This window comes from Nonomuraea sp. NPDC026600 (genome assembly GCF_040638335.1).
Taxonomy (GTDB): domain Bacteria; phylum Actinomycetota; class Actinomycetes; order Streptosporangiales; family Streptosporangiaceae; genus Nonomuraea.
Map to the genome: position 1 here is coordinate 1 of NZ_JBEZYD010000044.1, position 23,909 is coordinate 23,909.

Sequence of the window (23,909 nt, forward strand, 5' to 3'; positions counted from 1 at the left end):
CCCGGCGAGAACTACGCCAGGATCCCCTTTAACCCCTCCCGCGCTTGATGGGTATTAAAGGCCCGCTTTGGTGCATTTTCTCTGACACACCTCGGCGGTCGGCTGCAAGATGACCGCGGTCACGCCGTTGTGTACGGGCTTGGTCACGGCGCGGACGACCAGATATCCGCCGACGCCCACGAGGCTCACGCCGAGGCAAGCCGCCAAGATGATCACAGCGAGCAGGCCCGGCCTCTTCCGGAGCGGACCGTTACCCGGCGGGGGCATCGGTGCCGGATACTGCTGATACGGGGGCTGGTTCACGCCAAGCAGCCTAAACGGGGTGACGCAAGAAATGCGTCACACAGCCCAACCAGCACCATCGCGGCAGATCGCGATAGATGATCGTCATGCCCGCCGAAAGCGAGTCCCGGTCGGGACGTTCGGGATGAGTCCGGACCAAACCGTGCTCATCCCCTCGCGCGGGCTGCTATCCCCCTCGTTTGGGGCTCCTGCCACGATTCTTACGATCATCCCATTCTGCGGCGGATGGTGTCGATCTGATCGGTGGAAAGGCTGATGGCCACGATGGTGTCTCCGTGGCTGCTCTTGCCAACGATGACGACGGGGCCACGGAGGGCGAACTGGGTGCCATAGTCGCGAGCTACGCGTGTGGCCGCCTGCTTGTAGATGAAGTCGGTGGAGACGCCCGCCTCGGCGGCGATGCGGGCGATGGTCACCGGTCCGCTGGCGGAGCGGGCGCGGCGTAGGGCTTGCTCGACGGCCTTCTCGGCGTTCTCTGTTCTCTTCCGCGTTGCGTCAGCGAGGGCATCGACTTTTGTGTCAAGCTGGCCGGGAGCTCCCGGTTACGCACCGTGGCTTTAGGCCGTGCGGCTCGATTCTTACCAGCACCCCTACTTTGACGCAGCGCTCGCCTTGGCGCCCCGGGTTTTCGTCGACCACGACGGTGCTCGCCGGCGCGCGACGCCATCACCGGCGCGGTGGGTCTACGGGCCCTCCAGCAGGCCGCGTTCGGCGGCCGCCGGTGAGGGCCGCACCGCCTCGAACCCGTCCGCGAGCCGTTCGACCACGGCGTTGGTGATGGCCGGGTGCGCCGAGCGCTGGCCGCATCGGCACGACAGGACGGCCCCGGCCGCTGGGCGCGGAGCTCCGGGTTACTCGGCGGGGCTTGTCTCCCCGTTCGCGTCACCCACGAGATGTTCGCGGACCGCGGTGAGGATGCGGTCGGACAGGTCGTCGTCGGCGCAGGCCCGTGACAACAGCAACGCTCCCACGATGGTGGACAACTCCACGAGCACCGCCTCCTCGTTCCCGTCGTCGAACTGCCGCATCCTGTCGACCATGCCGCGCAAGCCGGTGGCGAACGCCTGACGCAGGGGGTCGCCGGGTTCGGCGCGGGCGGCGTCCACCGCGAGGGCCGGGCCGGGGCAGCCGAGGGCGGGGTTGTCGCGGTGCAGGGCCGACACATAGCCCGCCAGGAATTCGGTGCGGGCGCGGCCGGGGGTGGTGCGCTGTGTGAGGTCGTCCAGGGCGGTGGCCCGTTCGGCGAACGCGGCCGAGCAGGCCTGGGCGATCAGGTCGTCCTTGGAGCTGAAGTGGCGGTAGAAGCCGCCGTGGGTCAGCCCCGCCGCGGCCATCGCCTGCGGAACGCTCACCCTGTCGACGCCGTGCGCGCGCAGCAGCTTCGCCGTGGCCTCGATCACCTGCTCACGGTGCCGCTCGGCTTCGGCCCGGGATGCTCGGGGCATGGTGGGTACACTTCCCTCACGGTATAGATGATACTAATAATCTATTTTACTCAGAAGGAGGTCCGTCCATGGTCGCGATCGAGAATTCCGTGGCGCTGGTGACCGGTGGCCAGCGCGGTCTCGGCAAGGCGTTCGCCGAGGCACTGGTGGAGCGCGGTGCGGCGAAGGTCTACGTGACCGCGCGCAAACCCGCTACCAGCGGTGATCCGCGAATCCTGCCCGTTGTCCTCGATGTCACCGATCAGGACGCGGTATCGTCCCTCGCCGCCCAGGCCCGGGAGGTGACCATCGTGATCAACAACGCTGGCGTGCTCATCCCATCGCCGCTGCTGAAGGCGGACATGGCCGACGTGGTCGCCACGTTCGACACCAACGTGTTCGGCGCGCTGCGAGTGGCGCAGACCTTCGCTCCCGTCCTGGCGGCCAACGGCGGTGGGGCGCTGGTCGACATCCACTCCGTGTTGTCCTGGGGTGCCGGCGCAGCGGCCTACGGTGCCTCGAAGGCCGCGCTGTGGTCGATCACGAACTCCCTGCGCGTCGAACTGGCCCCGCAGGGCACCCAGGTCGTCGGCGTGCACCTCGGCTTCGCCGACACCGACATGGTGGCGGGGATCTCAGCCCCGAAGGTAGCGCCCGCCGAGGTCGCCATCGCGGTGCTGGACGGCATCGAAGGCGGTGCCGACGAGGTGCTCGTGGACGAGGTCACCAGGCAGATGAAGGCGGCGCTGTCCGGCCCGGTAGGAGGGCTCACCGTGGCCATCGGGCGTTGAGCCGTCAGACGCGTAGCCGTCAAACATCAAGGAGGCAGGGCAGATGCCGTTGTGGCAGGTCTATCATCCCGTCGGCGCGTATTCCGAGGAGCAGAAGCGTGGCTTCGCCGAGGATGTCACGCAGTTCTACGCCCGTTTCGGGCTGCCGAAGTTCTACGTCGTCACGCTCTTCCACGCGGTCCCGCGGGCATCGTTTCTGGTCGGAGGAGTACCTTCGGACGACACCGTGCGCGTCGTGATCGAGCACATCGCCCGCCATGCTGAGGATTCCGGCCTGCGCGAGCGGATGAGCGAGGCCCTGGCTCGCCTGCTGGCCGCGCATACCGGCGACCGCGGGCTGCACTGCGAGTTCCACATCGACGAGACCCCGCGGGATCAGTGGATGATCGACGGGTTGCGCCCGCCCCCGACGGGTTCGGAGGCGGAGCAGCTCTGGGCACAGGACAACCGGCCCGTGCCCTACTGATCACGCCGCACCGATCAGGCCGCTCCCGAGATCGAGGGCCCCTCGGCGATCAACCGGACGGTTTCGCCATGCTCGCCCGCAGCGCCGACCGACCTGGAGATCGCCGCCCTGTGCTGGGGCCTGCCCCTGCTGGATGTGGCCGACCTCGGGAAGCACCTGTGACGACCTCCGCCTCAGGAAGCCCGGCAGAGGAATCGACGACCTCATCGAGCCCCATGGCGGGCGCCTCGGTCGTCGCCGGTCGGATAAGGGACGATCAAATAGTCGAAAAGCGTTGATCCGGGGTCGGGAGCGCGCGGGATTGAGAGAGGCCATGGAAGACCAGACGCGACAGCGGCAGGCGAGCCCCGAGGTGCAGGCGCGCATCAGGGCCAGTTTCGAACGGCAGGGACTGATGCGCCATCTCGGTGCGCGCATAGTTCACATCGCATCAGGATGCGTGCGCATCGTGCTCCCCAGCCGGCCTGAAGTCACCCAGCAGCACGGCTACATCCACGCGGGAGCCACCAGCGCCATCGCAGACAGCGCGGGCGGCTATGCGGCGCTCACGCTGTCCCCGGAGAACACTTCGGTACTCACGGTCGAGTACAAGATCAATCTTCTGGAGCCTGCCGTGGGCGATCACATCGAGGCCGTGGGGACGGTCCTGAAATCCGGCCGAACGCTGTCCGTGTGCCAACTGCAGGTGTTCGGTGTCCAGGACGGGCACCGGTCGCTCGTCGCGACAGGCCAGCAGACGCTGATGTTCGTCAAGGAAAGAGGTGAACAGCCGGAAATCCAGCGCTGAGAACTGTTCACCCATGCGGCCCGCAACGTCCCGGAGTTCACCGCCGGCGTTTGTCGTCCGTGGCAGGCAGCGCATCCTCAGATCCCGCGAAAACCACGACGAGTTCCAACCCGCCCCCCGGGTTGGGGCTCGCTCGCACGTCGGCCCCATGAGCCTTCGCGATCGACGCGACGATCGACAACCCGAGCCCGTCGCCCTGTCCCCGGGTCGTCTGCAGCCGCCGGAAGGGCTCGAAGAGATCGCCGAAACGCTCCTGAGGCACGTGCGGGCCGGTGTTGCGGACCGTCAAGACTCCACGGGAGAGCGTTACCTCAACGGTTCCGCCGGGATGGTTGTAGCGAACCGCGTTGTCGAGGAGGTTGGTGACGAGCCGGTTCAGCAGGACGGGGTCCCCATCGACGACGAACGGCTCCGCCCGCTCCGTCACGGTGACGCCGTCCGAACCTCTTTCCGCCAGGACGAGCCGTACCACCTGGTCCAGGGCCACCGGACTCCTGTTGTCCAGGCCGTGCTCCGCCTGGGCCAGGACCAGCAAGGCGTCGATGAGCTTCTCCGCGCGGTGGTTGTGGAGCAGGAGCGTGCCGCGGATCTCGCCGACGTCCTCGGGGAGCCCGATCTCGATCGCCGCCCGCTGGACGGCCAGCGGGGTCCGCAGCTCGTGGGACGCGTTCGCGATGAACCGCCGCTGCCCCGCGACGGAGAGTTCGAGCCGGTCGAGCATCGCGTCGAAGGTGTCGGCCAGTTCCTTCAGCTCGTCCTTCGGCCCGGCGAGCGCGATCCGTTCGTGCAGGGTCGACAGGGACAGCCGCTGCGCGGTGGCGGTGATCCGGTGGATGGGCCGCAGGATCCGCCCGGCGACCAGCCATCCGACGACCAACGAGACCAGCGCCAGGATCCCGACCGTGAACGCGGTCACCTGCCACTGGTAGCCGATCACTTCGTTCACCAGCTCGGGCAGCTGCGGCAGCGGCGGCCGATGGACCGGCATCCCCAGCGTCGGCGCCGTCGGCGCCACCGCTGCCCCGGACAGCCGGGCGATCCGCGTGTCCAGCGCCCGGCGCAGCAGGAGGTTGACCGTGATCAGCAACACGACCGAGGTCAGCAGGAACAGTCCGGAGTAGGTCAGCGTGAGCCGTACCCGGATCGTCGTCACAGCAGGTATCCCGCACCGGGAATCGTCTGAATGCACGGTGGGTCGCCCAGCTTGGCCCGTAGGCGGCTGACCAGGACCCGCACCACCGTGGTGAACGGATCGGCGTTCTCGTCCCATGCCTCTTCAAGCAGCCGTTCGGAGCTGACGACCGCGCCGTCCGCCCTCATCAGCACCTCAAGGACGGCGAACTCCTTGAGCGACAGGTGCAGGTGCCGCCCGTCCCGCGAGGCTTGCAGCCGGTGAGCGTCGAGCACGATTCCGTGCCGCATCAGCACCGGTGGTACCTGCGACTGGCTGCGCCGCCCCAGTGCCCGCACCCGTGCGACCAGCTCGGCGTAGTCGAACGGTTTGGGCAGGTAGTCGTCGGCCCCCATCCCGAGACCCGCGACTCGCTCCGGCACCGACGCCGCCGCCGTCATCATCAGGATCCGCGTACGGCTCCCGCGCGCCACCAGCTCACGGCACACGAGGTCGCCGTGCATCTCGGGCAGGTCCCGATCCAGCACGAGAACGTCGTAGTCGTGCACCGCCAGCCGCTCCACCGCGGCGGCCCCGTCGTACACCACGTCAACGGCCATGGCATGGCGGCGCAACCCCACCGCCACGAGATCGGCCAGGTCGCGTTCGTCTTCGGCCACCAGAATCCGCATGCCGACGTTCGTACCCGAACCGGGGTAACAATGGCGTTAACGGATCCGTTCACGACCCGGCAACCCGCTTCAGGCCACGCTGGCGGCCATGATCAAAGCCCTCTGCGCCGCCGTCCTGGTGGCGGCCTGCTCCATGTCCGCGCCCGCGCTCGCATCGGCCCCGACGCCCCAGCCGAAGCCGGCGACCACCCCAGGCGGGGGCTGCACCGCCAGCATGGCGCCACCGCCGGAATCGGCACCGCCGACATCGGTGAACACGCTGCGGCAGGCGTACTTCTGCGTGCTGGACAACTATTACAGCGGCCCGGTCATGGATGCGAAGGCACTGCTGAAGAGCGCCTTCGCCGCCTACACCCAGAACCTGATGCGGCGCGGCGCCGACCGGGCCGACCTGGGCCTGCCCGCCCTGACCGGGAACCGCGACACCGACTGGGCCGCCTTCGCGAAAGTCCTCGGCGCCGGCGACCCCGCCGCCCTGCGCGCCGCGATCACCGGCATGGTCGCCGGACTGCACGACAACCACGCCCGCTGGGTAAGGCCGACCCCGACGCCGGAGGGCGGGCCAACCGGAACGGGCATCGTGGGCGCGTCGGCCCAGCAGGGACCGGAGCTCGACCCCGCGGCCCGGCCGCCGCTGTTCATCACCCGCGTCCTGCCCGGCAGCCCCGCCGCCAAGGCCGACATCAGAGCCGGTGACATCATCGTCAAGGTCAACGGCGTGCCGGCGTTCATCGGGGACACCGTGAATCAGAGCATCCTGGACGCCCTCGCCTCCGGCACGGTACGGCTCACGCTCAAGCGTCCCGCGACGGGACGGACCCGCACCGTTGAGCTCAAAGAGGGCCCCATCACGCGGCAACCTCCGGCGGTGACGTCGAAGAAGCTCGCCGACGGCGTCGCGTACGTACACCTGCCCGGATTCTACGAAGGCGCCGCCGGCCAGGTCATCGCCAAGCTGCAGGGTAAGCCGAAGGCGGTGGTCCTCGATCTGCGCGGCAACGGCGGCGGGTCGCCTCGCGAGGTGACGCGGCTGCTCGGCGCCTTCGCGCACGGCAAGGTCACCAGCTACTTCTGCCCGCTCAAGGGCGACTGCGTGCCCAACCGGACCGACGACAGCGTTCCGCTGCTCGGCTCGCGCCTGGTCGTCCTCACCGACCGCGGATGCGCCTCGGCCTGCGAGGACTTCAGCGCGGCGGTCAAGGACAACGACCTGGGCACCCTCATCGGGACCCGCACCGCTGGGGCCGTCTCCGGCCCCGGCGAGGGATACCTCCTCGACGACGGCAGCGTCCTGCTCCTGCCCAGGGTCCGGCACCTCGGGCCCGCCCGCGAAATCATCGACACGATCGGCGTGCCGGTCGACCACTACGCCCCCATGACCGCCCTCGACCTGGCCACCGGGCGCGACCCGGGCGTGGCCAAGGCGCTGACGCTTCTTTGACGCGCTTACCGCAACGGCCGGCAGCGGTCTCGCCGCCTTGACCAAGCCAGACCGGTCGGGGTCGGCGCCGTTATCGGGGCGTTTCAGGCGGACCTCCGCCGGCTCGCGGCATGTGAGAAGAACTGGACCTATCGAAGGAGTGGATCGTGAGCAATGCCGCCGACACGCTCGTACTGAGCGCCCGTGGGTTACGAAAGGAGTACGGCAAGGGGGAAGGGCTGGTACGCGCCGTCGACGGAGTCGATCTCGACGTCAGCGCGGGAGAGACGGTGGCGATCACGGGGCCCAGTGGCTGCGGTAAGTCCACGCTGCTGCACCTGCTTGGCGGGCTGGACCGGTCCTCGGGCGGCGAGGTGTCGCTGAACGGCCGGCGCATCGACGACATCAGCGAGAAGGCCCTGGCCAGGATGCGGCGGACCGACATCAGCTACGTCTTCCAGTCCTTCCACCTGATGGAGGAGCTCACCGCCGTGGAGAACGTCGAGCTGTCCGCGCTGCTGGCCGGACGCTCGCCGCGGGCCGCCAGGCGGCGCGCGGAGAAGCTGCTGGATCAGCTCGGGCTCGCCGGCCGGTCGCGCTTCCTGCCCTCCGCGCTCTCCGGCGGCCAGCGGCAGCGGGTCGCGGTCGCCCGAGCGCTGAGCAACGAGCCGCTGGTCGTCCTCGCCGACGAACCGACCGGAAATCTGGACAGCGCCGCCACCCTGGACGTCCTCCAGCTCTTCAAGGACCTGCACGAGTCCGGTCAGACGCTGGTCATCGTCACCCACGACGCGCGGATCGCGGCCACCGCGGACCGGAGGTTCTCGATGCGCGACGGCGCGCTCGTGGCCGAGACCCGGCTGACCGGTGACACCACCGGGCAGTTCGGCGCGCTCGTCGGGCTGGGGGACTGACCGGAATGGGCCGCATCCTCCTCGTGAGCCGTCTCGCCCTGCGAGACCTCCGGCGGCGCCGCAGCGAGGCCGTGCTTCTGTTGATCGCCATCCTGGCCGCCACCACGACGCTGACGCTCGGGCTCGTCCTGCGCGACGCGGCCGGCGACCCGTACGAGAGCACCCGGGCGGCGACCAAGGGACCCGACGTGGTCGCCAACGCCGGCCAGGCGGCCGGCCTCGCGGAGCTCAGGAAACTGGCCACCGCCTCCGGCGTCACCGAGCACAGCGGACCGTACCCCGTCATCGCGGGGAAGCTCGAGGCGTCCGGCCGGACCTCGGACGTGCAGGTCGAAGGGCGCGACGCCACTGTCGCGGCGGTCGATCAGCCCGAGGTGACGCAGGGCGGTTGGGTCAGCGACGGCGGCGTGGTGCTCGAGGCCGCCTTCGCCAACTCGCTCGATGTGGGCGTCGGTGGCTCGGTCACCCTGGGCGGTAGGTCGTTCAAGGTCGTCGGCGTCGCGGTCACCGCCGCCATGCCGCCCTACCCGGGCTCGTCATGTATGGTCGCCGTTGGTTGCATGAACGGCGCCGTTCCCGACGACAAGGCTCTGCCTCCGGGGTTGTTGCACAATCCCGGACTGGTTTGGCTCACCCAGGCGGATGTGCGGAGCCTCACCCCGGATCCAGACTCCTACGTGATGAACCTGAAGCTGGCCGACCCGGACGAAGCCCAGGCATTCGTCGACCGGACCGGCGGCGAACATGGCGGCGCCATGCCGATGCAGACCTGGCAGAACATCCTCGAAGACGCCACCGAGCTGGCCAGAGACTCCCAGATCCTGCTGCTGATCGGCGCCTGGCTGCTCGGCCTGCTCGCCGTGGCCAGCCTCTCGGTGCTGGTCGGCGGCCGGATGGCCGACCAGACCCGACGCGTCGGACTCCTGAAAGCAGTCGGCGGCACCCCGAGCCTGGTCGCCGCCGTGCTGCTCGCGGAGTATCTCCTCGTGGCCGTCGTCGCGGCCGCGGCCGGGCTGACGATCGGAGCGCTGACCGCTCCATTGCTCACCGAGTCCAGTGCCGGCCTCGTCGGCAGCGCGGGGACGGCGTCGTTGACCTGGTCCACGATCGCTCTGGTGACCGCCGTGGCACTCGGCGTCGCGCTGGTGGCGACCGCTGTTCCGGCCGTGCGCGCGGCCCGCTCCAGCACCGTCAGCGCGCTGGCCGACGCGGCACGCCCACCTCGCCGCACCGGTTGGCTGATCGCGATCTCGGCGCGACTGCCCGTCCCGCTGCTGCTCGCTCTGCGGGTCGCCGCCCGCCGGCCGCGACGGGTGGTGCTGGCCGTGGTCAGCATCGCGGTCACGGTCAGCGGAATCTACGTCCTGCTGGTACTCAACGCCTTCCTCGGCATCCAGCCGGACGCCGGCGGATATGACGAGAATCAGGTGGAGACGCTGCGACACGTACTCCTGGTCTGGACGGTCATTCTGCTCTCCCTGGCGGCGGTCAACGCCATCGTCATCACCTGGGCGACGGTGCTCGACAACCGGCATGCGTCGGCGCTGGCACGCGCCCTCGGCGCCACCCCGCAGGAAATGACCGTCGCCTTGGCGGTCGCGCAGGTGCTGCCCGCGCTCGTCGGCGCCGTCCTGGGTGTCTTCCCGGGAGGCTGGGCGTTGTTCGCCGCCATCAACGCGATCACCGGCGGCGACAGCGACAAGGCCACGCTTCCGGTGCCCTGGCAGCTGATCGGCCTGGTGCTGGCAACCGCGCTGGCGGTGGCGGCGCTCAGCGCCGTTCCCGCCCACCTCGGCGGCCGCCGTCCTGTGACCGCGACTCTCTGAGCCGCGCTCCCGCGATTTCGCGGATGATCAAGGCAGGCGTCGCTGTACAGGCGAGGCCGCCTCCGGGCTAGCGTCCGCTGGTGAAGGGCGGCTCGCCTTCCTTGAGCGGGCGGAAGCGGAGCGCCGACCAGACCTCGTCCACCGCGACCTGCCCGTTCGGCCGCAGGCCGTACTCGGCGACGATGGGCCAGAGCGTGTCGCGGTTGATGTCGGCCTTGTTGCCCTTCGGGTAGGCCACCCACAGGGTCGCGGGCTGGGTCAACTGGTCGCGGTGCTTGTCGAGGAGCTGCCGGGCCGCGGCGGCGTCGGCGGCGAACAGCACCGCCACAACCGCCTCACCCAGGTCGTCGATGTGCCGCGCGCCCTCGGGCAGCGGCTCGAGGAGTGAGCGGTGCTCGTCGTCGGAGATCCAGACGGCGGTCTGCGGCTTGACCAGCAGCTTGTCGGCGACGGTCTTGGCGGCCACGTCACGCCTTGCCGTAGGTGAGGGAGAGGACGCCGGTGCTGAACGTCTGGGAGTCGAGGAGCTGGAGCGGGATCTGCCCGGTGCCCTCCTCGAACAGGCGCTTGCCGGTGCCGACCACGATCGGGTGGACCAGCAGGCGTAGCTCGTCGAGCAGGCCGTCGGCCAGCAGCGACCTGGCCAGGGTCGCGCTGCCGGTCATGCCGATGTCCTTGCCCGGCTGCCGCTTGAGCTCGGTCAGCTGGGCCGCGACGTCGCCCTTGATGATCGTGGTGTTCTGCCACTCGGCGGTGTCGAGGGTGGTGGTGACGACGTACTTGGGCGTGTTGTTCATGCGGTCGGCGAACGGGTTGGTGGCCGGGTCCTCGTGCGGCCAGTGGGCGGCGAACTCCTCGTAGGTCCGCCGGCCGAGCAGCATGACGTCGGCCTGTTCCATCTGCGAGCCGACGCTCTGCCCCATCTCATCGTTGAAGTAGGGGAAGTGCCACTTCTCGGGTGACTCCACGACGCCGTCCAGGGAGATGAACAGGCCCGCCACGATCTTTCTCATCGCTGTGCTCCTTGTTTTGAGGTGCCCTCAGCCTTCCACCGAAAAATATAATTGTCAAGACTCCCGCAATGGTCGGCCGAGCGTCAGGTGTCGCGGAGCCGTAGCGCCAGCCCGCCGCCCAGGAGCGCGGCGGCGGCCCATGCGGCGAGTACGCCGAGCCCCGCCCACGGGCTGAGGGGCAGGCTCGACAAGTGAGTGGTGGCCTGGATGGCGAGCCCGGCGCTCATCGGCGAGATCCGCCAGAGGAGCCGCTGCCAGTCCGGGTCGGAGATCATGAAGGACAGGATCGAGAGAACGTAGAGCAGCCCGAACACGACCCCGATGGCCGCTGCCGAGTCCCGTACGATGACCGCGACACCGAGGCTGAGCAGGGCGATCAGCCCGAGGTAGAGCACCGAGCCGCACGCCGCACGCAAGGTGGGTCCGTCGGCCAGGGACAGCGGCGCGTAGCCGTGTGCGGCGGTGAAGCCGTTGCCGGGCAGGATGAGCCGTCCGGCCAGCACGGACGCCAGCACCGCGATGGCCGCCGCGGCCAGCGTCAGCCCGGTGACGATGCTCGCCTTGGCGGCCAGGACGGTGACCCGGCGCGGCATCGCGGTGAGGGTGGTGCGGATCATGCCGGTGCTGTATTCGCCGCTGATCGCCAGCACCGCCAGGATGGCGACGACCGCCTGACCCGCCTGGACCCCGATGAGGCTGAGCTTGGTGATGTCCTGATCGCATCCCGCCGAGTGGCAGGACGCGCTCGCGGCGGCCGCGGCGCTCAGAGCCGCGGTCAGTGCGATGACGGCGAGCAGCAGCCAGGCGGGACCCGCGACGGTACGCAGCTTCGTCCACTCCGCGTGGAGTTCCCGTCTCATGCGTCCCTCCCCCGCAGCCGGAACACGGCCACACCGAGGGCGAGCGCCGCATAACCGCAGAAGACGGCCAGCCCGGCCCACGGCGGCAGCGGGTAGTAGCCCCGCGAGGGCGAATAGTCGCCGAGCACCTGGACGTACTCCGGGACGCTCTGCTGGATGGCGAAACCGGCGGCCGGGGTGAGCCGCACCAGCCACTGAGCCATACCCAGGGGCAGGACCGAGGCGGTCGCGAGGACGTGGGGCAGGACGATCACCCCGATCGCGGCGGTGATCGCCACGGCGCCGCGCCGGAACAACGCGCCCATAGCGAGGGCGAGGACAGCGGCGACGGCGAGCAGCGCCGCGGTGCCGGCCACGACGCGTAACTCGGTGAGTGGACTCACCGGCAGAACGTAGTTGCCGTTGGCGCGCAGGATCCGTTTTCCGAAGGTGACCGTGACGCCGGCGGCGACCAGCCCGGCGACGAAGGTGACCGTACCGATCACGATGGCCTTGGCGGCCAGCACCCGGCCGCGTCGCGGGCTGGCGAGCAGCGTGGTGCGGATCAGGCCGTGCCGGTATTCGGCGGTGATGAACATGACCGCCACCACGATCACCACGATCAGTCCGGCGAGCATGCCGGAGAGGGTGTTCTCGACGGGCTGGCCATCGGTGGACGGTGCGATGTCGCCGACGCCGGTCACGGTGTACGTGCCGCCGGACTCCTTGAGTCCGCCCGGATGGTGGGGCGACCCGTCGGCCTCTCGGACGAGTCCTACGTCGTCGCGGCTCCACGCGCTACGGGGTACGTTGCCTTGCAGGCTGACCTGGTCGAAGACGGCGGTGGCCTCGGTGAAGCGCGCTGTCGAGGAGGATCCGCCGAGAGTGCCCGGCGTCACCGTCAGATCGCTCGGCGAGGCGACGAAGAGCCCGACCCGTACCGTGCCCGGCAGCCCGGTCAGGTGAGCGGTGCCGACCTTGGTCCACTGCTTGCCGTCGGCCGACTCGTGGCCGGTGAGGGTGTCGCCGGAGCGGGTCAGGCGGAGCCAGCGCGGGAACGTCGCCGAGACGCCGGCCGTGTCGTGGGTGAAGTCGTGCTGCATCCGCACGCCGTGACTGCCGGTGACCATCACCGCCGCGTACGGGGCTCCCTGCCGGGCGCTCTCCTTGATCATGACCCCGGCTTTCGCCCACGGCACGAGACCGGGCATGAGCGGGCGAACTCGCGGGTCGGGGTCGGACACGCGGATCTGACCGGTCATGGAGGTCATGTGGACGGTGATGCTGCCGTCGCCGGTCAGCGGCCGGTTGACGAAGTAGAACCTGTCGTCCACCGCTTCGCCGTCCGGCCCCAGCGGAGGGGTGGGACAGACCTCGCTCGCACCGCCGCACGACGTGTGGCTGCCTGCTGTGGTGAGCAGCCCGAGCAGTACGGTGACCAGCGCGGCGACCACCATGGTGATCACCCAGCCGCGGACCGTCCGGAATTTGCTCCATTCGGCCCGCAGCAGTTGCGCGAACCCGTCACGCCCGGCCCGCAGGCCGGAGCGGTATGGGGTGATGGTGCTCATCGCGTGACTCCGGCGACCTCGATGGTTGCTTGCATGGCAACGCACACTAGGCAGCGGCCCGTCACCGGTCGTCACGCCGCCGAGCCATCTTCACCGTCGCTGACCCGAGGGACTCCCCTCCCTCACGTGAGGGATGCCAGAACACCGCACAAACGGAACAATGACCTGCGTGGAACGAGCAGGCGGGTGGGCGGACAGGGGACGGCGGATCGCCGCGGCCCCGTACGCGCCCGTCGTGGTGGGCGTGCTGCTGGCGCTGCTCGCGGTGGCCGAGTCGATCGCGCAGGCCCGAAGCCCGCGACTGGCCCAGGTGATCGGGTTCTCCGAAACCGCGCCGGTGGGCGCGACGATCGGGCACGCCGCGAGTACGCCGCCGCCCGACAGCGCCGCCGCCCCGCTGTACCTGGTGATACTCCCCCTGATCGGCCTGGCCACCACGTTGCCGATCGCGTTCTTGCGGGGGCACCCGACCGGGGCCGGGGTGGCCGTCTTCGCGACGATGGGGCTGTCACTCGTGGCCTTCCAGACGCTGACCGTGGCGGGCGCGGGCGCGCAGCTGATCGCCGGATACCGGCTCGGCCGCGCGGGTTCGCACCGGCTGGCGCTGGTTCTCGCCGCGCCGTACCTGGTGGCGGCCCTGGCCGGTGCCGTCGTGGGCTCGTCGATGTCCTCTACGGCAGGCAGTGAGGTGCGGATTCTCATCCTGCTGCTGGCCTGCCTGACCCCGGCGGCGGCCCTGGCCGGAATGGCGCGGCGGGCACGCAGCGAGGCCCTGGCCAACACCACGGCCCGGCAGGCCATCGCCGACACCCTGATGGAGCACACGGCGCGCGGCGAACGCGCCCGCATCGCCCGCGAGCTGCACGATGTCGTCGCCCACCACATCTCCATGGTCTCCGTACAGGCGGAGACGGCCCGGCTGACCACTCCCGGCATGCCGCCCGCGGGCGCCGAGCGGCTGTCCGCCATCGGTGACACCGCGCGGGCGGCGCTGACCGAGATGCGGCGGCTGCTCGGGGTGCTGCGCGAGGACGCGGAGGCGGACCCGGCGGTCCGGCGGCCCCAGCCGGGACTGCGCCTGCGGGAGCTCAACGAGCTGCTCGACGAGTCACGGGACGCATCGGGGACGGGGACGCGCCTCATCCTCCGCGGCCCGCCGGTCACGCTCGACCCCGGCGTCGAACTCGCGGCCTACCGCATCGTCCAGGAGGCCCTCACCAACGCCCGGCGGCACGCGCCCGGCGCCGCCGTCGACGTGGAACTCCACTACACCGGCGACGACCTGCTGCTGCTCATCCGCGACAACGGACCCGGGCTGCCCGCCGTGACGCCTGGCGGCGGTCACGGGCTGTCCGGCATGCGCGAACGCGCCGCGGCCGTCGGTGGCGCGTTGCGCACCGGCCCCGCCGAAGGCGGCGGCTTCCTCGTCGAGGCCCGCCTGCCGGGAAAGGAGGAGATGGCCCGATGAGTGCCCAACCCCCGGCGGATGGCCCGATGAGTGCCGAGCTCCCGGCTGATGGCCGGTTGGGTGCCGAGCCCCCGGCGGTCCGGATCGCCGTCGCCGACGATCATCCGGTGGTCCGCAACGGCTTCGCCGAACTGCTCGACACCCAACCGGACTTCGAGGTCGTCGGTACGGCCGCCGACGGTGCCGAGGCCGTACGGATCTGCCGCGAGCTGTCCCCCGACGTCGTCCTCATGGACGTCCGCATGCCGGGCATGGACGGCATCGAAGCGACCAGGCGACTGACCGGTTCCACCACCGGCGGGCCGCGCGTCCTCATCCTGACGACCTTCGACCTGGATGAGTACGTCTACGACGCGCTGCGCGCCGGGGCCAGCGGGTTCCTGCTCAAGGACGTCACCGCCGAACGGCTCTTCGACGCGGTACGGGTCATCGCCGCCGGCGAAGCGCTGCTGGCCCCGGCGGTCACCCGTCGCCTCATCAGCCGGTTCGCCCAGTTGCGGCCGCAACCCGACGCCGCCTCCACCGCCGCGCTCACCCCCCGTGAAACTCAGGTCCTGCGGCTCATCGCCGAAGGGCTGTCCAACCCGGAGATAGCCGGCCGGTTGACGGTCACGGAGGAGACCGTCAAGACGCACGTGAGCCGGGTGCTGAGCAAGCTCGGGCTACGCGACAGGACGCAGGCGGTCGTCACCGCGTACGAGACGGGACTGGTCGTGCCGCGCTCCCACGGGCCGAGATAGCGTGTCGTGGCCGGGGACGTTCAGCAATAATCTTCGCTTATGCACGTCTTCGTCGCGGGCGCTTCGGGCGCCGTCGGCCGGCTGCTCGTTCCGCTGCTGATCGGCGCCGGGCACCGGGTCACCGGAGGGTCCCGCTCCGACGCGGGCCTGGAGTCACTGGGCGCCCAGGGGGCGACCCCGGTACGGCTGGACGTCTTCGACGCCGCCGGCACGCGGCGCGCGCTCGCCGACGTGGCCCCCGACGCGATCATCCACCAGCTCACCGCGCTGAGCGGTGGCGCGCTCGCCGAGAACAGCCGCATCCGCCGGTTGGGCACCCGCAACCTCGTCGATGCGGCCAAGGAGGCCGGCGTCGGCCGCATCGTCGCCCAGTCCATCGCCTGGGCGTACGAGCCGGGAGACGCGCCGGCCGCCGAGAGCGTCCCGCTCGACGTCGGCGCGCCCGAGCCCCGGGCGGGCATGGTCGGTGGCGTTCGCGCGCTGGAGGAGGCGTCGGCCGAGCTGGAACACCACGTCATCCTGCGCTATGGCATGTTCTACGGCCCGGGCACCTGGTACTCCCCCGACGGCCTGGCCGCGGCGAGGCTGCGTGGCGAGCCGGCGGCGGGGTTCCCGGGGAAGCTGGTGGCCAACGACGCCGTCACCTCGTTCCTGCACGTGGCGGACGCGGCCCGGGCGGCCGTCGCGGCCCTCGATTGGCCGAGCGGCCCGGTCAACATCGTCGATGACGAGCCCGCTCCGGCCTTCGAGTGGCTTCCGGTGCTGGCCAAGGCGGTCGGCGCGCCCGTACCCGTCCCAGACGAGCGGGCTGGGCGCGCCGGGTGGGAGCGTGGCGCCGACAATGGCCTGGCCCGCGCCACATTCGGCTGGCGGCCGGTCCATCCGACCTGGCGTACCGGCTTCGACGCCGATCAGACCCCCGGCGGAGGGTGACCGCGCGTCAGGCCGGGAGGTCGCCCAGGCGGTCGGCCCAGCCCATCCGCTCCAGGGCCACCCGCAGGAGCGGCTGCCCCTTCTGCACGACCTCGTACTGCAGCAGCTCGGCCGTCTCCTCGTTGATGATCATCCGGAACTCGACCCCGTCGTCTCCCGTCGTCGAAAGGGCGACCCCGGTACGCCCCACCGCGTCGGTGACCTGACCCTGCGAGGTGAGGCCGTTCTGGTCGGCCAGCACCTTGAACAGGGCCGACCGGGTGCCGGGCTTGATCGGCGCGGTCATCAGGTCCACGCCCGTCTGCCACAGGTAGACGGTCATGCCGGTCTGGGCGCTGTTGGGGCTCTGCTTGAACAGGGTGTCCAGGCGGCGCTTCAACGCGTCCTGGCCGGTGGGCAGCTGCGAGATGTTCTGGATCGTCAGGCTCGGGTTGTCGATCGACAGGATCCGCTCGCTGCTGTCGTCGCGCGTGGCGGGCCTCTTCTCCGCCAGGGCGGGTGAGCCCGCGGCCTTCCAGTCGGCTTCGTCCTGCGGGGAGCCGAAGGTGACGCGCACGTCCTGGTGTGCGGCGAAGCGGCTGGCCTCGCCCGGCTTCATCGCGCGCCAGGATTCCTGCGTGTCGGAGGTGAACGCCTGGTACGGCAGCTCGGAGGTCTTGAGCTTGACTATCTTCTGGTTGATGTCCTCGCGCTGGGCGGCGAGCTCGTCCGGCTTGTCCTTGAGCTCTTTCTCCTTCCGCTTCTGCTCCGCTAGCAGGGCCTTTATCGCGGTCATGTACTCGCTGGGCGCGACGTGCACCTTCTGGAAGGTGCGTTCGCGGACGTACCAGTAGCGGCCGGACGTGGCCGGCTCGCGCACCGCGGTCGCGGCCGCCGCGAGCAGGAACGAGCGCGCGTCCACCGGGTCGGCCGCGATCGCGGTCCGCGCGGTGGGAGGCGTGGTGGCCGGGGGTACGGGCTCGCCGGACACGACGATCACCGCCGCCGCGGCCACTCCGGCCGCGGCCGTGCCTGCGACCAGGAGGAGCGGGGCCCGGAACCGCTTTCGGGATGGGCCTGCGGAGCGGGGGGTCTGGAAGGCGCGGGCCAGGTCGGCCGAGCGGCGCCGCCGGTGGGCCTCTTCAGTCATCTCATCCAGCTCCGCGGGCTTGAGCTGGGCGAACAAGTGGTCGGTCATGTCATCCTCCGGGTGGGGTGCTGCGGGCATCAGGTCTCCGAGGTCTCTTGGAACCGGCCGCGGCCCGTACGGGCCTGAGGGCGAGTGCCGCCCGGTTCCAGGCGCAGCGCGCCGGCCAGCCGTTTACGCGCGCGGTGGAGCCTGACGTTGTACGTCCTGACCGAACAGCCCATGACGGCGGCGGCCTGCTCGGGCGGCAGGCCGTACCAGGTGGCGAACACCATCGCCTCCACGTCCTGCTCCGGCAGGGCCGACAGCGCGGCCAGCGCGCTCTCCCGGTCGATGACGTGGTCGGCCACGTCCCAGCTCACGTGCTCCCGCGAGGTGGTCAGCGCCGTTATCCGGTCGACCAGGGCCTGCCGCCGATGGCGCGAGTCGCGCTGCTTGGCCAGCAGGTTGCGCGCCACGCCGAGCAACCACGGCAGTGGCGGCTCCGGCAGATCGTCCAGCCGCCGCCAGGCGACGAGGAACGTCTCGCTGGACACGTCCTCGGCCGCGTCACGCTCGGCACGTAGCAGCGTGTAGCCCAGAACGCTCCGGTAGTGCCGGTCGTAGAGTTCGGTGAATCGTTCTTGAGGATCGTCCACACCCAGTAGTCCCTCCGACCGCTCCGGGATTACCGCACCCCACCCGGAAGTTTGCGGGCCCAGAACAGGGCGTGCCCGCTGTCCCCCTCCGGGACGAACTCCTCCGAGATGACCTCCAGCCCGGCCTCCCGCAGCCAGGACCGGTAGGTGGCCACGTCGGCGTGGCTCCACCACATGGGCGCGGCGCCGCCGAGCCAGCCGTCCTCGGTACCGGTCCAGGACTCCCAGCCGGTGGTGGCCAGGAGCAGGCCCGAGGGCCGCAGCCAGGCGGCGATGCGTTCGATGAGCCGGGGCTGACGCTCCAGCGGCAGGTGGATGAGGGTGTACAGGCAGACGACCGCGTCGAAGGAGGCGTCCGGCAGGTCCAGGGCCGTGGCGTCGCCCCGGATGAAGGTGGCGGCGGGCACGAGACGGCGGGCCCGCTCGATCTGGACGTCGCTGAGGTCGACGCCCGTCACGTCGTGCCCGGCCGCGGCCAGCGAGCGGGCGACGGGGACCCCGCAGCCGCAGCCGAGATCCAGCACGGAGGCCCGTGGTGGCAGGCGGGAATGGAGTTGTTCGAGCCACGGGGCGTATTCGCCGTCGTCGTCCTCGTCGCCCCGGTAAAGGGAGGACAGCTCGTTGTAGCCGTGCCGGACCAGGTCGGTTTCCTCGCTCATGCGGGTCAGGCTAGGGGCCGGGGTGGATCACCTTCGAGGGCTTTTGCCCCCGCGCGTGGGCTGAGACCGGGGAGCAGGGACGCCGGTAGCAGGGCGAGGGCGGCCAGAGCGGTCAGGACCAGCAGGGCGGGCCCTATCGCGGGGGCGGGTGAACCGATCAGCATGACGCTGGTGGCGACGGCGATGCCGAGGGTCGGGCCGATGTTCATGGCGGTCTGCTTGAGGCCGCCGACGACTCCGGCGTACCCGGGCGGCGCGTCGCCGACGACGGTGCCGGTGGCGGTGACCATGACGGTGGCGAACCCCGCGCCGAGCACCGCGAAGCTCACGCCGGTCGCCACCGACACGCCGCCCGGACCGAGCCGGGACAGGGCCGCGATGCCCAGGACGAGCAGGACCGTACCGGCGATCGCGGTGTGGCGCGGGCCGTAGCGGCGCAGCGCGGCGGCGGCGACGGGTGCGCCGGCGACCATGAGCGTGGTCATCGGAAGGACCAGCAGGCCGCCGGCGAGCGGATCCAGCCCGAGCGTGTCCTGGAGGTAGAACGTGGCCACGAACAGCGCGCCGAACAGGCCACCGGTGACCAGGAGCAGGATCGCCATCGACGCGGTCACCGGTAAGGACCGGGCCACGGCGGGCGGCACGATCGGCTGCGCGCTCCGGCGTTCGCGCACGACGAGTGTGGCGGCGACGGCCGCCGTGGCGGTGAGTTCGAGCAGCGTCGGCGTGGTCCATCCGCGTGTCGGCAGGGCGACCAGAGTGTGCACCAGGAGCGTGAGCGTGCCCGCGAGCAGCGCCGCGCCGGTGAGGTCGAGCCGCTGGGAGCCGGCGCGGTCCGGCGCCGGCACCCGTACGGCGAGGGTGAGCGCGGCGATCGCCAGGGCGATGGGGATGTTGACCACGAACACGGCCCGCCAGCCCAACTGGGTGACGAGAACGCCGCCGAGCAGCGGGCCGGTCGCCGCGGCCACGCCGATGGCGCTGGTACGAACGGCGATCGCCCGGCCGAGCCGCTCGGCCGGGTAGGCCAGCCGCAGCAGGGCGATCGTGGCCGGCTGCAGGAGCGCGCCGAACACGCCCTGCGCGACGCGCAGGGCGATCACCCAGCCGACTCCGGGCGCGAGCGCGATGCCGGCCGATGCGGCGGCGAAGCCGAGCACGCCGGCGAACAGCAGCCGCCGGTGCCCGTACCGGTCGCCGAGGCGCCCGGCTATGACGAGCAGCGCGGCCACCGCGAGCAGGTAGCCGGTGTTGGTCCACTGGACCTGCGCCATGCTCGCGCCCAGGCCGCGTTGCAGGCTGGGCTGCGCCACGATCAGGACCGTGCCGTCCAGCGCGACGATCATCGCGCCGCCCACACTGGCCAGGAGCGCCAGGCGATGCCGTACGGACTCGGTCACGAGCCCACCGGGCCGAGGTGAGCGTCCAGAGCCGCCGCCACCAGCTCGTCGAGCCGGTCACCACCAGGCGCGTCGCCCGGTGGCGGGGCACCGAGGGCGAGCGGCAGACTGCCCCAGGCCCATAGCTGGGCGAGGCCGTGCAGGTTCGCCCAGAGGGCGGCGGCCGTCACTTCCGGCAGCGGCCCGGCCTCGCCGCGAGGGCCGACTTCGCCGTGCGGGCCGGGGCGGTGGATTGCGTCTCGCTCCGACTGGTGCCGGGTGACGAGGGCGACGACCTGCTCGAACAGCGGCAGGGTCGACTCCCGAAGCCGTGGCGGGTCGGCGGAGTGCTGTTCGCTGTCGAGCAGGTCGTGCCGGAACATCAACTCGAACATGCCACGGCACTCCAGCGCGTACCCGACGTACACCCGCGCCAGCGCCCGCAATTGATCGCGCGGCGCCGCCGCGCCGTCGGCCGCCGCCACGAACCGGGCCGTGAGATCGGCGAAGCCACGGCGGGCGATCGCGGACAGCAGCGCGTGATGCGTGGGGAAGTAACGGCGCGGAGCCCCGTGCGACACCCCCGCCCGGCGGGCGATCTCCCGCAGCCCCAGGGAGGCGGCTCCGTCGGTCATCACGAGGTCCACTCCGGCGTCGATCAGCCGGTCTCGAAGATCCATAGACAGTGTCTACCACTCGGGCGTAGACACTGTCTACGCCGACTCTCATACCTCAGAGCTACGCGAAAGGTGCACTCTCCGGCGGGAGGCCAACCACAGGGCGGGATCCGTAGCTTCGGTGCCGCAACCACCGGCATCCGGAAGGAACCCATGGCATCCCCCCAGCTCATCCGGCGGATCGAATCGGCGACCCCGCCCGGCCGCGACCGGGCCGTCGACGCGCTGCGTGCTCTGGCCATCCTGGGGGTGGTGCTCGGCCACTGGCTGGTGACCGCCGTGGTCGTCGGCGGCGACGGCACGATGCGCGTGGCCAGCCCGCTCAAGCAGCTGCCCCAGCTCGCCCCCGTTTCCTGGGTGTTCCAGACGCTGGCGGTGTTCTTCCTGGTGGGCGGGCAGGTGGGGGCCAAGGGTTACGCCTCCGCCCGCGCCCGTGGCGTGACCTACGGGCAGTGGCTCGGCGGGCGGATGGCCCGGTTGTCCCGGCCGGTCGCCGCCGTGCTGGTGGTGTGGGCCGTGGTGGCGGTCGCGCTGCTGGCCTCCGGGGTCAGCCTGGAGACCGTGCGCGTGCTGGTCAAATTGGTGCTGTCGCCGCTGTGGTTCCTGCTGGTCTTCGCGGCGCTGACGGCGGTGACGCCGCTGGTGGCCAGGCTGCATCCGCTGTGGCCGTTCGCCGTGGTCCTGCTCGTCGATCTGATCCTGTACGGTCTGGGCGGGCCCGCCTGGCTCGGCCGGATCAACGTGGTGGCCGGCTGGCTGGTCCCGTACTGCCTGGGCGCGGCCTGGGCCCGAGGCGACCTGCGCGACCGCAGGACCGGATGGGCGCTGCTGCTCGGCGGTGCCATCACCTCGGCTGGGCTCGTCCTGTGGGCCGGATACCCGGCCGCCATGGTCGGGGTGCCCGGCGCCCCGATCTCCAATCTCGACCCGCCCACCCTGGCGGCCGTCGCCTTCGGGCTGGCCCAGTGCGGGGCGGCGCTGCTGCTGCTCGGTCCGCTGCGGCGGGTGTTGCGGCGTCCGGCCGTCTGGGCGGTGGTGGCGCTGGTGAACCTGTCGGCGATGACGATCTTCCTGTGGCACCAGACCGCGATGATCGTGGTCACGGTGGCCGGGCTGTTCGCAGGTGACGCGTTGCCCGGACTGCACACCGCTCCCGACGGGTTCGGGTGGGTGCTCGATCGGCTGGTCTGGCTGCCGGTGTTCGCGGTGGTGCTGCTGGTGTGCTGGGCTGTGGTCCGTACGTACGAGCGGTGGGTCAGCCCGACGGCCGGGGCAGGCGGAGGACGGCGACGGCGCCGCCGGGGGCGTTGGCCAGGGTCAAGTCGGCGCCTATGACCTGGGCCTGCCCCAGCGCGATCGTCAGCCCGAGGCCGTGACCGCGACCGCGTTCGGCGGCACCCGTGCGGAAGCGTCCCGGGCCGTCGGCAAGGAGCTCCGGAGGGAAGCCCGGTCCCCGGTCGCGGACCTCGATCACGTGGTCGCCGACCGTGATCTCCACCGGGGGCGCACCGTGGCGGTGGGCGTTGAGCACGAGGTTGGCGAGGATCCGGTCCAGGCGGCGCGGGTCCGTCTCGGCCACCGGATCCCCCGATGCCAGCACCCGCGCCTCGACCCCCACCCGGGCCGCGGACTCCTCGGCCAGCTCGGCCAGCGGCACCCGTACCCGCTCGGCGACCTCGGCGCCCGCGTCCAGCCTGGAGACCTCCAGCAGGTCCTCCACCAGCGAGCGCAGCACCCGCACCCGGTCGCGTACCAGATCGGTCGCCTGGCCCTCCTCCAGCAGTTCGACCACGGTGACCAGGCCCATCAGCGGGGTACGCAGATCGTGCGCGACGTCGGCCGTGAAGCGCTGCTCGGCCAGCAGTCGCCGCCGCAGGCCGGCCGCCATGGAGTTGAGCCCGGCGCCGATCTCGGCGATCTCGTCCCGGCCGCGGGCGTCGGTGCGAGCGGTCAGGTCGCCGTCGGCGATCTGGCGGGCGGTGCGGGCCATGCGCCGGAGCCGCCGGTTCGGGAGTTCGGCCGCCAGCACCGACAGCGGTACCACCCCGGCCAGGGCGAGCAGTGCGGCTTTGACCATGTCGCGGTCCAGCGCGTACAGGCTGAGCAGCTCCGAGCCCATCGAGATCTGCGCGATCACCGCCTCGCTTCCGTCGCTGCCGTACGGCTGGGCGGCCCACATCCACGGCTCGTCCCGGTGATCGAGCCCGTACCAGGTCACCGGCCGGCCGGGCCGTAGCTGGGCGGCCAAGGCGTCAGGGAGTTCCTCGACGGTCACCACGTCGGCGGGCCGGCCGGTGGAGGCCAGTGACTTGTCGATGGCCACCTCGGCTCGGGCCTTTCCCATGTCCAGGGCACGCTGCCAGGTCGCCTGGTGCACCAGGAGCCCGACCACGGCGGCGACGACGGTGGCGGCGAGCGTGACGAGGGCGGCGATCTTCCAGCGCAGCGAAGCCGGATTCATCTGACGCTCAGCTTGTAGCCGAACCCGCGGACCGTCTCGATGCGCTCGGCGCCGATCTTCTTGCGCAGGCGCTGCACGCACAGGTCGACCACGCGGCTGTCGCCGTCCCATCCGTAGTCCCACACGGTGCGCAGCAGCGTCGCGCGTTCCAGCACGATGCCGGGATGGGCGGCGAACTCCAGCAGCAGCCGCAGCTCGGTCGGGCTCAGCTCGACGCGTCGCCCGGCCCGCCGTACCTCCAGCGCGCCGGTGTCGATGCTCAGCTCGCCGAAGGTGAGCACCCCACTCACGGCTGTGGTTTCGGCGAAGGTGGCTCTGCGCAGCAGCGAGCGGATCCTGGCCACCAGCACCGGCAGGTCGACCGGTTTGACCACGTAGTCGTCGGCGCCGCCCTCCAGCCCCGCGACGATGTCCAGGCCGTCACCGCGGGCCGACAGCATGAGGATCGGCACCTGACTGGTCTCCCTGATCTTGCGGCACACGCTGATGCCGTCCAGGCCCGGCAGCATCACATCCAGCAGCAGCAGGTCGTGATCACCCGCCTGAGCGGCCTCCAGTCCGGCCAGCCCGTCAGCGGCGGTGGTCATCCGATAGCCGTAACGCTCCAGAGCCAGGCCCACCGACGCGCGGATCACCGCGTCGTCCTCGACGAGCAGCAGGGATGTCATGAA

General features: G+C 71.0%; 25 protein-coding genes. 10 read left to right on the plus strand and 15 right to left on the minus strand.

The features are described from left to right. Window positions 1-509 precede the first annotated feature (509 nt). Window positions 510-719 carry a hypothetical protein gene (locus tag AB0F17_RS55550; RefSeq protein WP_358041974.1) on the minus strand — a complete coding sequence of 70 codons (210 nt, stop codon included), beginning with the start codon at window positions 717-719 and terminating at the stop codon, window positions 510-512. Between the two features lie 435 nt (window positions 720-1,154). Further along, window positions 1,155-1,748, minus strand: a complete 594-nt coding sequence (locus AB0F17_RS55555; RefSeq protein WP_358041977.1) for a TetR/AcrR family transcriptional regulator — start codon at window positions 1,746-1,748, stop codon at window positions 1,155-1,157. 68 nt (window positions 1,749-1,816) lie between these two features. Here AB0F17_RS55555 and AB0F17_RS55560 point away from each other — a divergent pair, with 68 nt between their 5' ends. The 3 genes from AB0F17_RS55560 to AB0F17_RS55570 all read left to right on the plus strand — a co-directional run bounded on the left by AB0F17_RS55560 (window position 1,817) and on the right by AB0F17_RS55570 (window position 3,771). Beyond that, window positions 1,817-2,518, plus strand: coding sequence for an SDR family oxidoreductase (locus AB0F17_RS55560; RefSeq protein WP_358041980.1), 702 nt, complete (start codon window positions 1,817-1,819; stop codon window positions 2,516-2,518). Window positions 2,519-2,561: 43 nt separating this feature from the next. Beyond that, window positions 2,562-2,984: a tautomerase family protein gene (locus tag AB0F17_RS55565; protein WP_358041982.1), complete on the plus strand. Its 423-nt coding sequence runs from the start codon at window positions 2,562-2,564 to the stop codon at window positions 2,982-2,984. Between the two features lie 313 nt (window positions 2,985-3,297). After that, window positions 3,298-3,771 (plus strand): PaaI family thioesterase, encoded by a 474-nt coding sequence (locus tag AB0F17_RS55570; RefSeq protein ID WP_358041985.1) that lies wholly within the window; start codon window positions 3,298-3,300, stop codon window positions 3,769-3,771. A gap of 37 nt (window positions 3,772-3,808) precedes the next feature. Here AB0F17_RS55570 and AB0F17_RS55575 read toward each other — a convergent pair whose 3' ends face one another. Continuing rightward, complete coding sequence (locus AB0F17_RS55575) at window positions 3,809-4,924, minus strand: HAMP domain-containing sensor histidine kinase (protein WP_358041988.1); 1,116 nt, start codon at window positions 4,922-4,924, stop codon at window positions 3,809-3,811. Further along, window positions 4,921-5,574 (minus strand): response regulator transcription factor, encoded by a 654-nt coding sequence (locus AB0F17_RS55580; protein WP_358041991.1) that lies wholly within the window; start codon window positions 5,572-5,574, stop codon window positions 4,921-4,923. Before AB0F17_RS55580 ends, AB0F17_RS55575 begins: the two co-directional genes overlap by 4 nt. Before the next feature lie 88 nt (window positions 5,575-5,662). Here AB0F17_RS55580 and AB0F17_RS55585 point away from each other — a divergent pair, with 88 nt between their 5' ends. From AB0F17_RS55585 to AB0F17_RS55595, 3 genes are all read left to right on the plus strand, one after another. Next, a complete protein-coding gene (locus AB0F17_RS55585) occupies window positions 5,663-7,015 on the plus strand; it encodes a S41 family peptidase (protein ID WP_358041994.1) in 1,353 nt (450 codons plus the stop codon). Between the two features lie 146 nt (window positions 7,016-7,161). Beyond that, window positions 7,162-7,908, plus strand: coding sequence for an ABC transporter ATP-binding protein (locus AB0F17_RS55590; protein ID WP_358041997.1), 747 nt, complete (start codon window positions 7,162-7,164; stop codon window positions 7,906-7,908). Window positions 7,909-7,931: 23 nt separating this feature from the next. Next, window positions 7,932-9,734: an FtsX-like permease family protein gene (locus AB0F17_RS55595; RefSeq protein ID WP_358042000.1), complete on the plus strand. Its 1,803-nt coding sequence runs from the start codon at window positions 7,932-7,934 to the stop codon at window positions 9,732-9,734. Between the two features lie 67 nt (window positions 9,735-9,801). Here the strand turns inward: AB0F17_RS55595 and AB0F17_RS55600 are convergent, their stop codons facing one another. The 4 genes from AB0F17_RS55600 to AB0F17_RS55615 form a co-directional block, all read right to left on the minus strand. Then, window positions 9,802-10,200: a hypothetical protein gene (locus AB0F17_RS55600; RefSeq protein WP_358042003.1), complete on the minus strand. Its 399-nt coding sequence runs from the start codon at window positions 10,198-10,200 to the stop codon at window positions 9,802-9,804. Window position 10,201: 1 nt separating this feature from the next. Next, window positions 10,202-10,747: a dihydrofolate reductase family protein gene (locus AB0F17_RS55605; RefSeq protein WP_358042005.1), complete on the minus strand. Its 546-nt coding sequence runs from the start codon at window positions 10,745-10,747 to the stop codon at window positions 10,202-10,204. 83 nt (window positions 10,748-10,830) lie between these two features. Continuing rightward, the gene (locus AB0F17_RS55610) at window positions 10,831-11,607 is read right to left on the minus strand and encodes an ABC transporter permease (protein WP_358042009.1); all 777 of its coding nucleotides are present in this window, start codon (window positions 11,605-11,607) and stop codon (window positions 10,831-10,833) included. Beyond that, the gene (locus AB0F17_RS55615; RefSeq protein ID WP_358042012.1) at window positions 11,604-13,157 is read right to left on the minus strand and encodes an ABC transporter permease subunit; all 1,554 of its coding nucleotides are present in this window, start codon (window positions 13,155-13,157) and stop codon (window positions 11,604-11,606) included. Before AB0F17_RS55615 ends, AB0F17_RS55610 begins: the two co-directional genes overlap by 4 nt. Window positions 13,158-13,326: 169 nt before the next feature. Between AB0F17_RS55615 and AB0F17_RS55620 the strand changes: the two genes are divergently transcribed. Genes AB0F17_RS55620 through AB0F17_RS55630 form a run of 3 tightly spaced genes read left to right on the plus strand, consistent with a single transcriptional unit; the run spans window position 13,327 to window position 16,298 of the window. Then, entirely contained in the window at window positions 13,327-14,625 is a 1,299-nt protein-coding gene (locus tag AB0F17_RS55620; protein ID WP_358042015.1) for a sensor histidine kinase, read from the plus strand. Between the two features lie 26 nt (window positions 14,626-14,651). Beyond that, window positions 14,652-15,365 (plus strand): response regulator transcription factor, encoded by a 714-nt coding sequence (locus AB0F17_RS55625; protein WP_358042278.1) that lies wholly within the window; start codon window positions 14,652-14,654, stop codon window positions 15,363-15,365. Between the two features lie 39 nt (window positions 15,366-15,404). Then, window positions 15,405-16,298, plus strand: a complete 894-nt coding sequence (locus AB0F17_RS55630) for an NAD(P)-dependent oxidoreductase (RefSeq protein ID WP_358042018.1) — start codon at window positions 15,405-15,407, stop codon at window positions 16,296-16,298. 7 nt (window positions 16,299-16,305) lie between these two features. On the opposite strand, the gene AB0F17_RS55635 is transcribed toward AB0F17_RS55630, so the two are convergent. From AB0F17_RS55635 to AB0F17_RS55655, 5 genes are read right to left on the minus strand one after another with little or no spacing between them, the layout of a single operon-like run. Beyond that, window positions 16,306-17,475, minus strand: a complete 1,170-nt coding sequence (locus AB0F17_RS55635; protein WP_358042021.1) for a CU044_5270 family protein — start codon at window positions 17,473-17,475, stop codon at window positions 16,306-16,308. Window positions 17,476-17,504: 29 nt separating this feature from the next. Further along, window positions 17,505-18,062 carry a sigma-70 family RNA polymerase sigma factor gene (locus tag AB0F17_RS55640; RefSeq protein ID WP_358042024.1) on the minus strand — a complete coding sequence of 186 codons (558 nt, stop codon included), beginning with the start codon at window positions 18,060-18,062 and terminating at the stop codon, window positions 17,505-17,507. Window positions 18,063-18,091: 29 nt separating this feature from the next. Beyond that, entirely contained in the window at window positions 18,092-18,721 is a 630-nt protein-coding gene (locus AB0F17_RS55645) for a class I SAM-dependent methyltransferase (RefSeq protein WP_358042026.1), read from the minus strand. A 5-nt stretch (window positions 18,722-18,726) separates the two neighbouring features. Next, window positions 18,727-20,121 carry an MFS transporter gene (locus AB0F17_RS55650; RefSeq protein WP_358042029.1) on the minus strand — a complete coding sequence of 465 codons (1,395 nt, stop codon included), beginning with the start codon at window positions 20,119-20,121 and terminating at the stop codon, window positions 18,727-18,729. Beyond that, window positions 20,118-20,780 (minus strand): TetR/AcrR family transcriptional regulator, encoded by a 663-nt coding sequence (locus AB0F17_RS55655; RefSeq protein ID WP_358042032.1) that lies wholly within the window; start codon window positions 20,778-20,780, stop codon window positions 20,118-20,120. Before AB0F17_RS55655 ends, AB0F17_RS55650 begins: the two co-directional genes overlap by 4 nt. A 150-nt stretch (window positions 20,781-20,930) precedes the next feature. Here AB0F17_RS55655 and AB0F17_RS55660 point away from each other — a divergent pair, with 150 nt between their 5' ends. Continuing rightward, window positions 20,931-22,112, plus strand: coding sequence for an acyltransferase (locus tag AB0F17_RS55660; RefSeq protein WP_358042035.1), 1,182 nt, complete (start codon window positions 20,931-20,933; stop codon window positions 22,110-22,112). Here AB0F17_RS55660 and AB0F17_RS55665 read toward each other — a convergent pair. Beyond that, window positions 22,033-23,238: a HAMP domain-containing sensor histidine kinase gene (locus tag AB0F17_RS55665; protein WP_358042037.1), complete on the minus strand. Its 1,206-nt coding sequence runs from the start codon at window positions 23,236-23,238 to the stop codon at window positions 22,033-22,035. The two genes, AB0F17_RS55660 and AB0F17_RS55665, sit on opposite strands and share 80 nt — an antisense overlap. Further along, on the minus strand, window positions 23,235-23,906 hold the full coding sequence (cseB, locus tag AB0F17_RS55670) for a two-component system response regulator CseB (protein WP_358042040.1): 672 nt from the start codon (window positions 23,904-23,906) through the stop codon (window positions 23,235-23,237). The genes AB0F17_RS55665 and cseB overlap by 4 nt, the downstream gene beginning before the upstream one ends. Window positions 23,907-23,909: the final 3 nt, after the last annotated feature.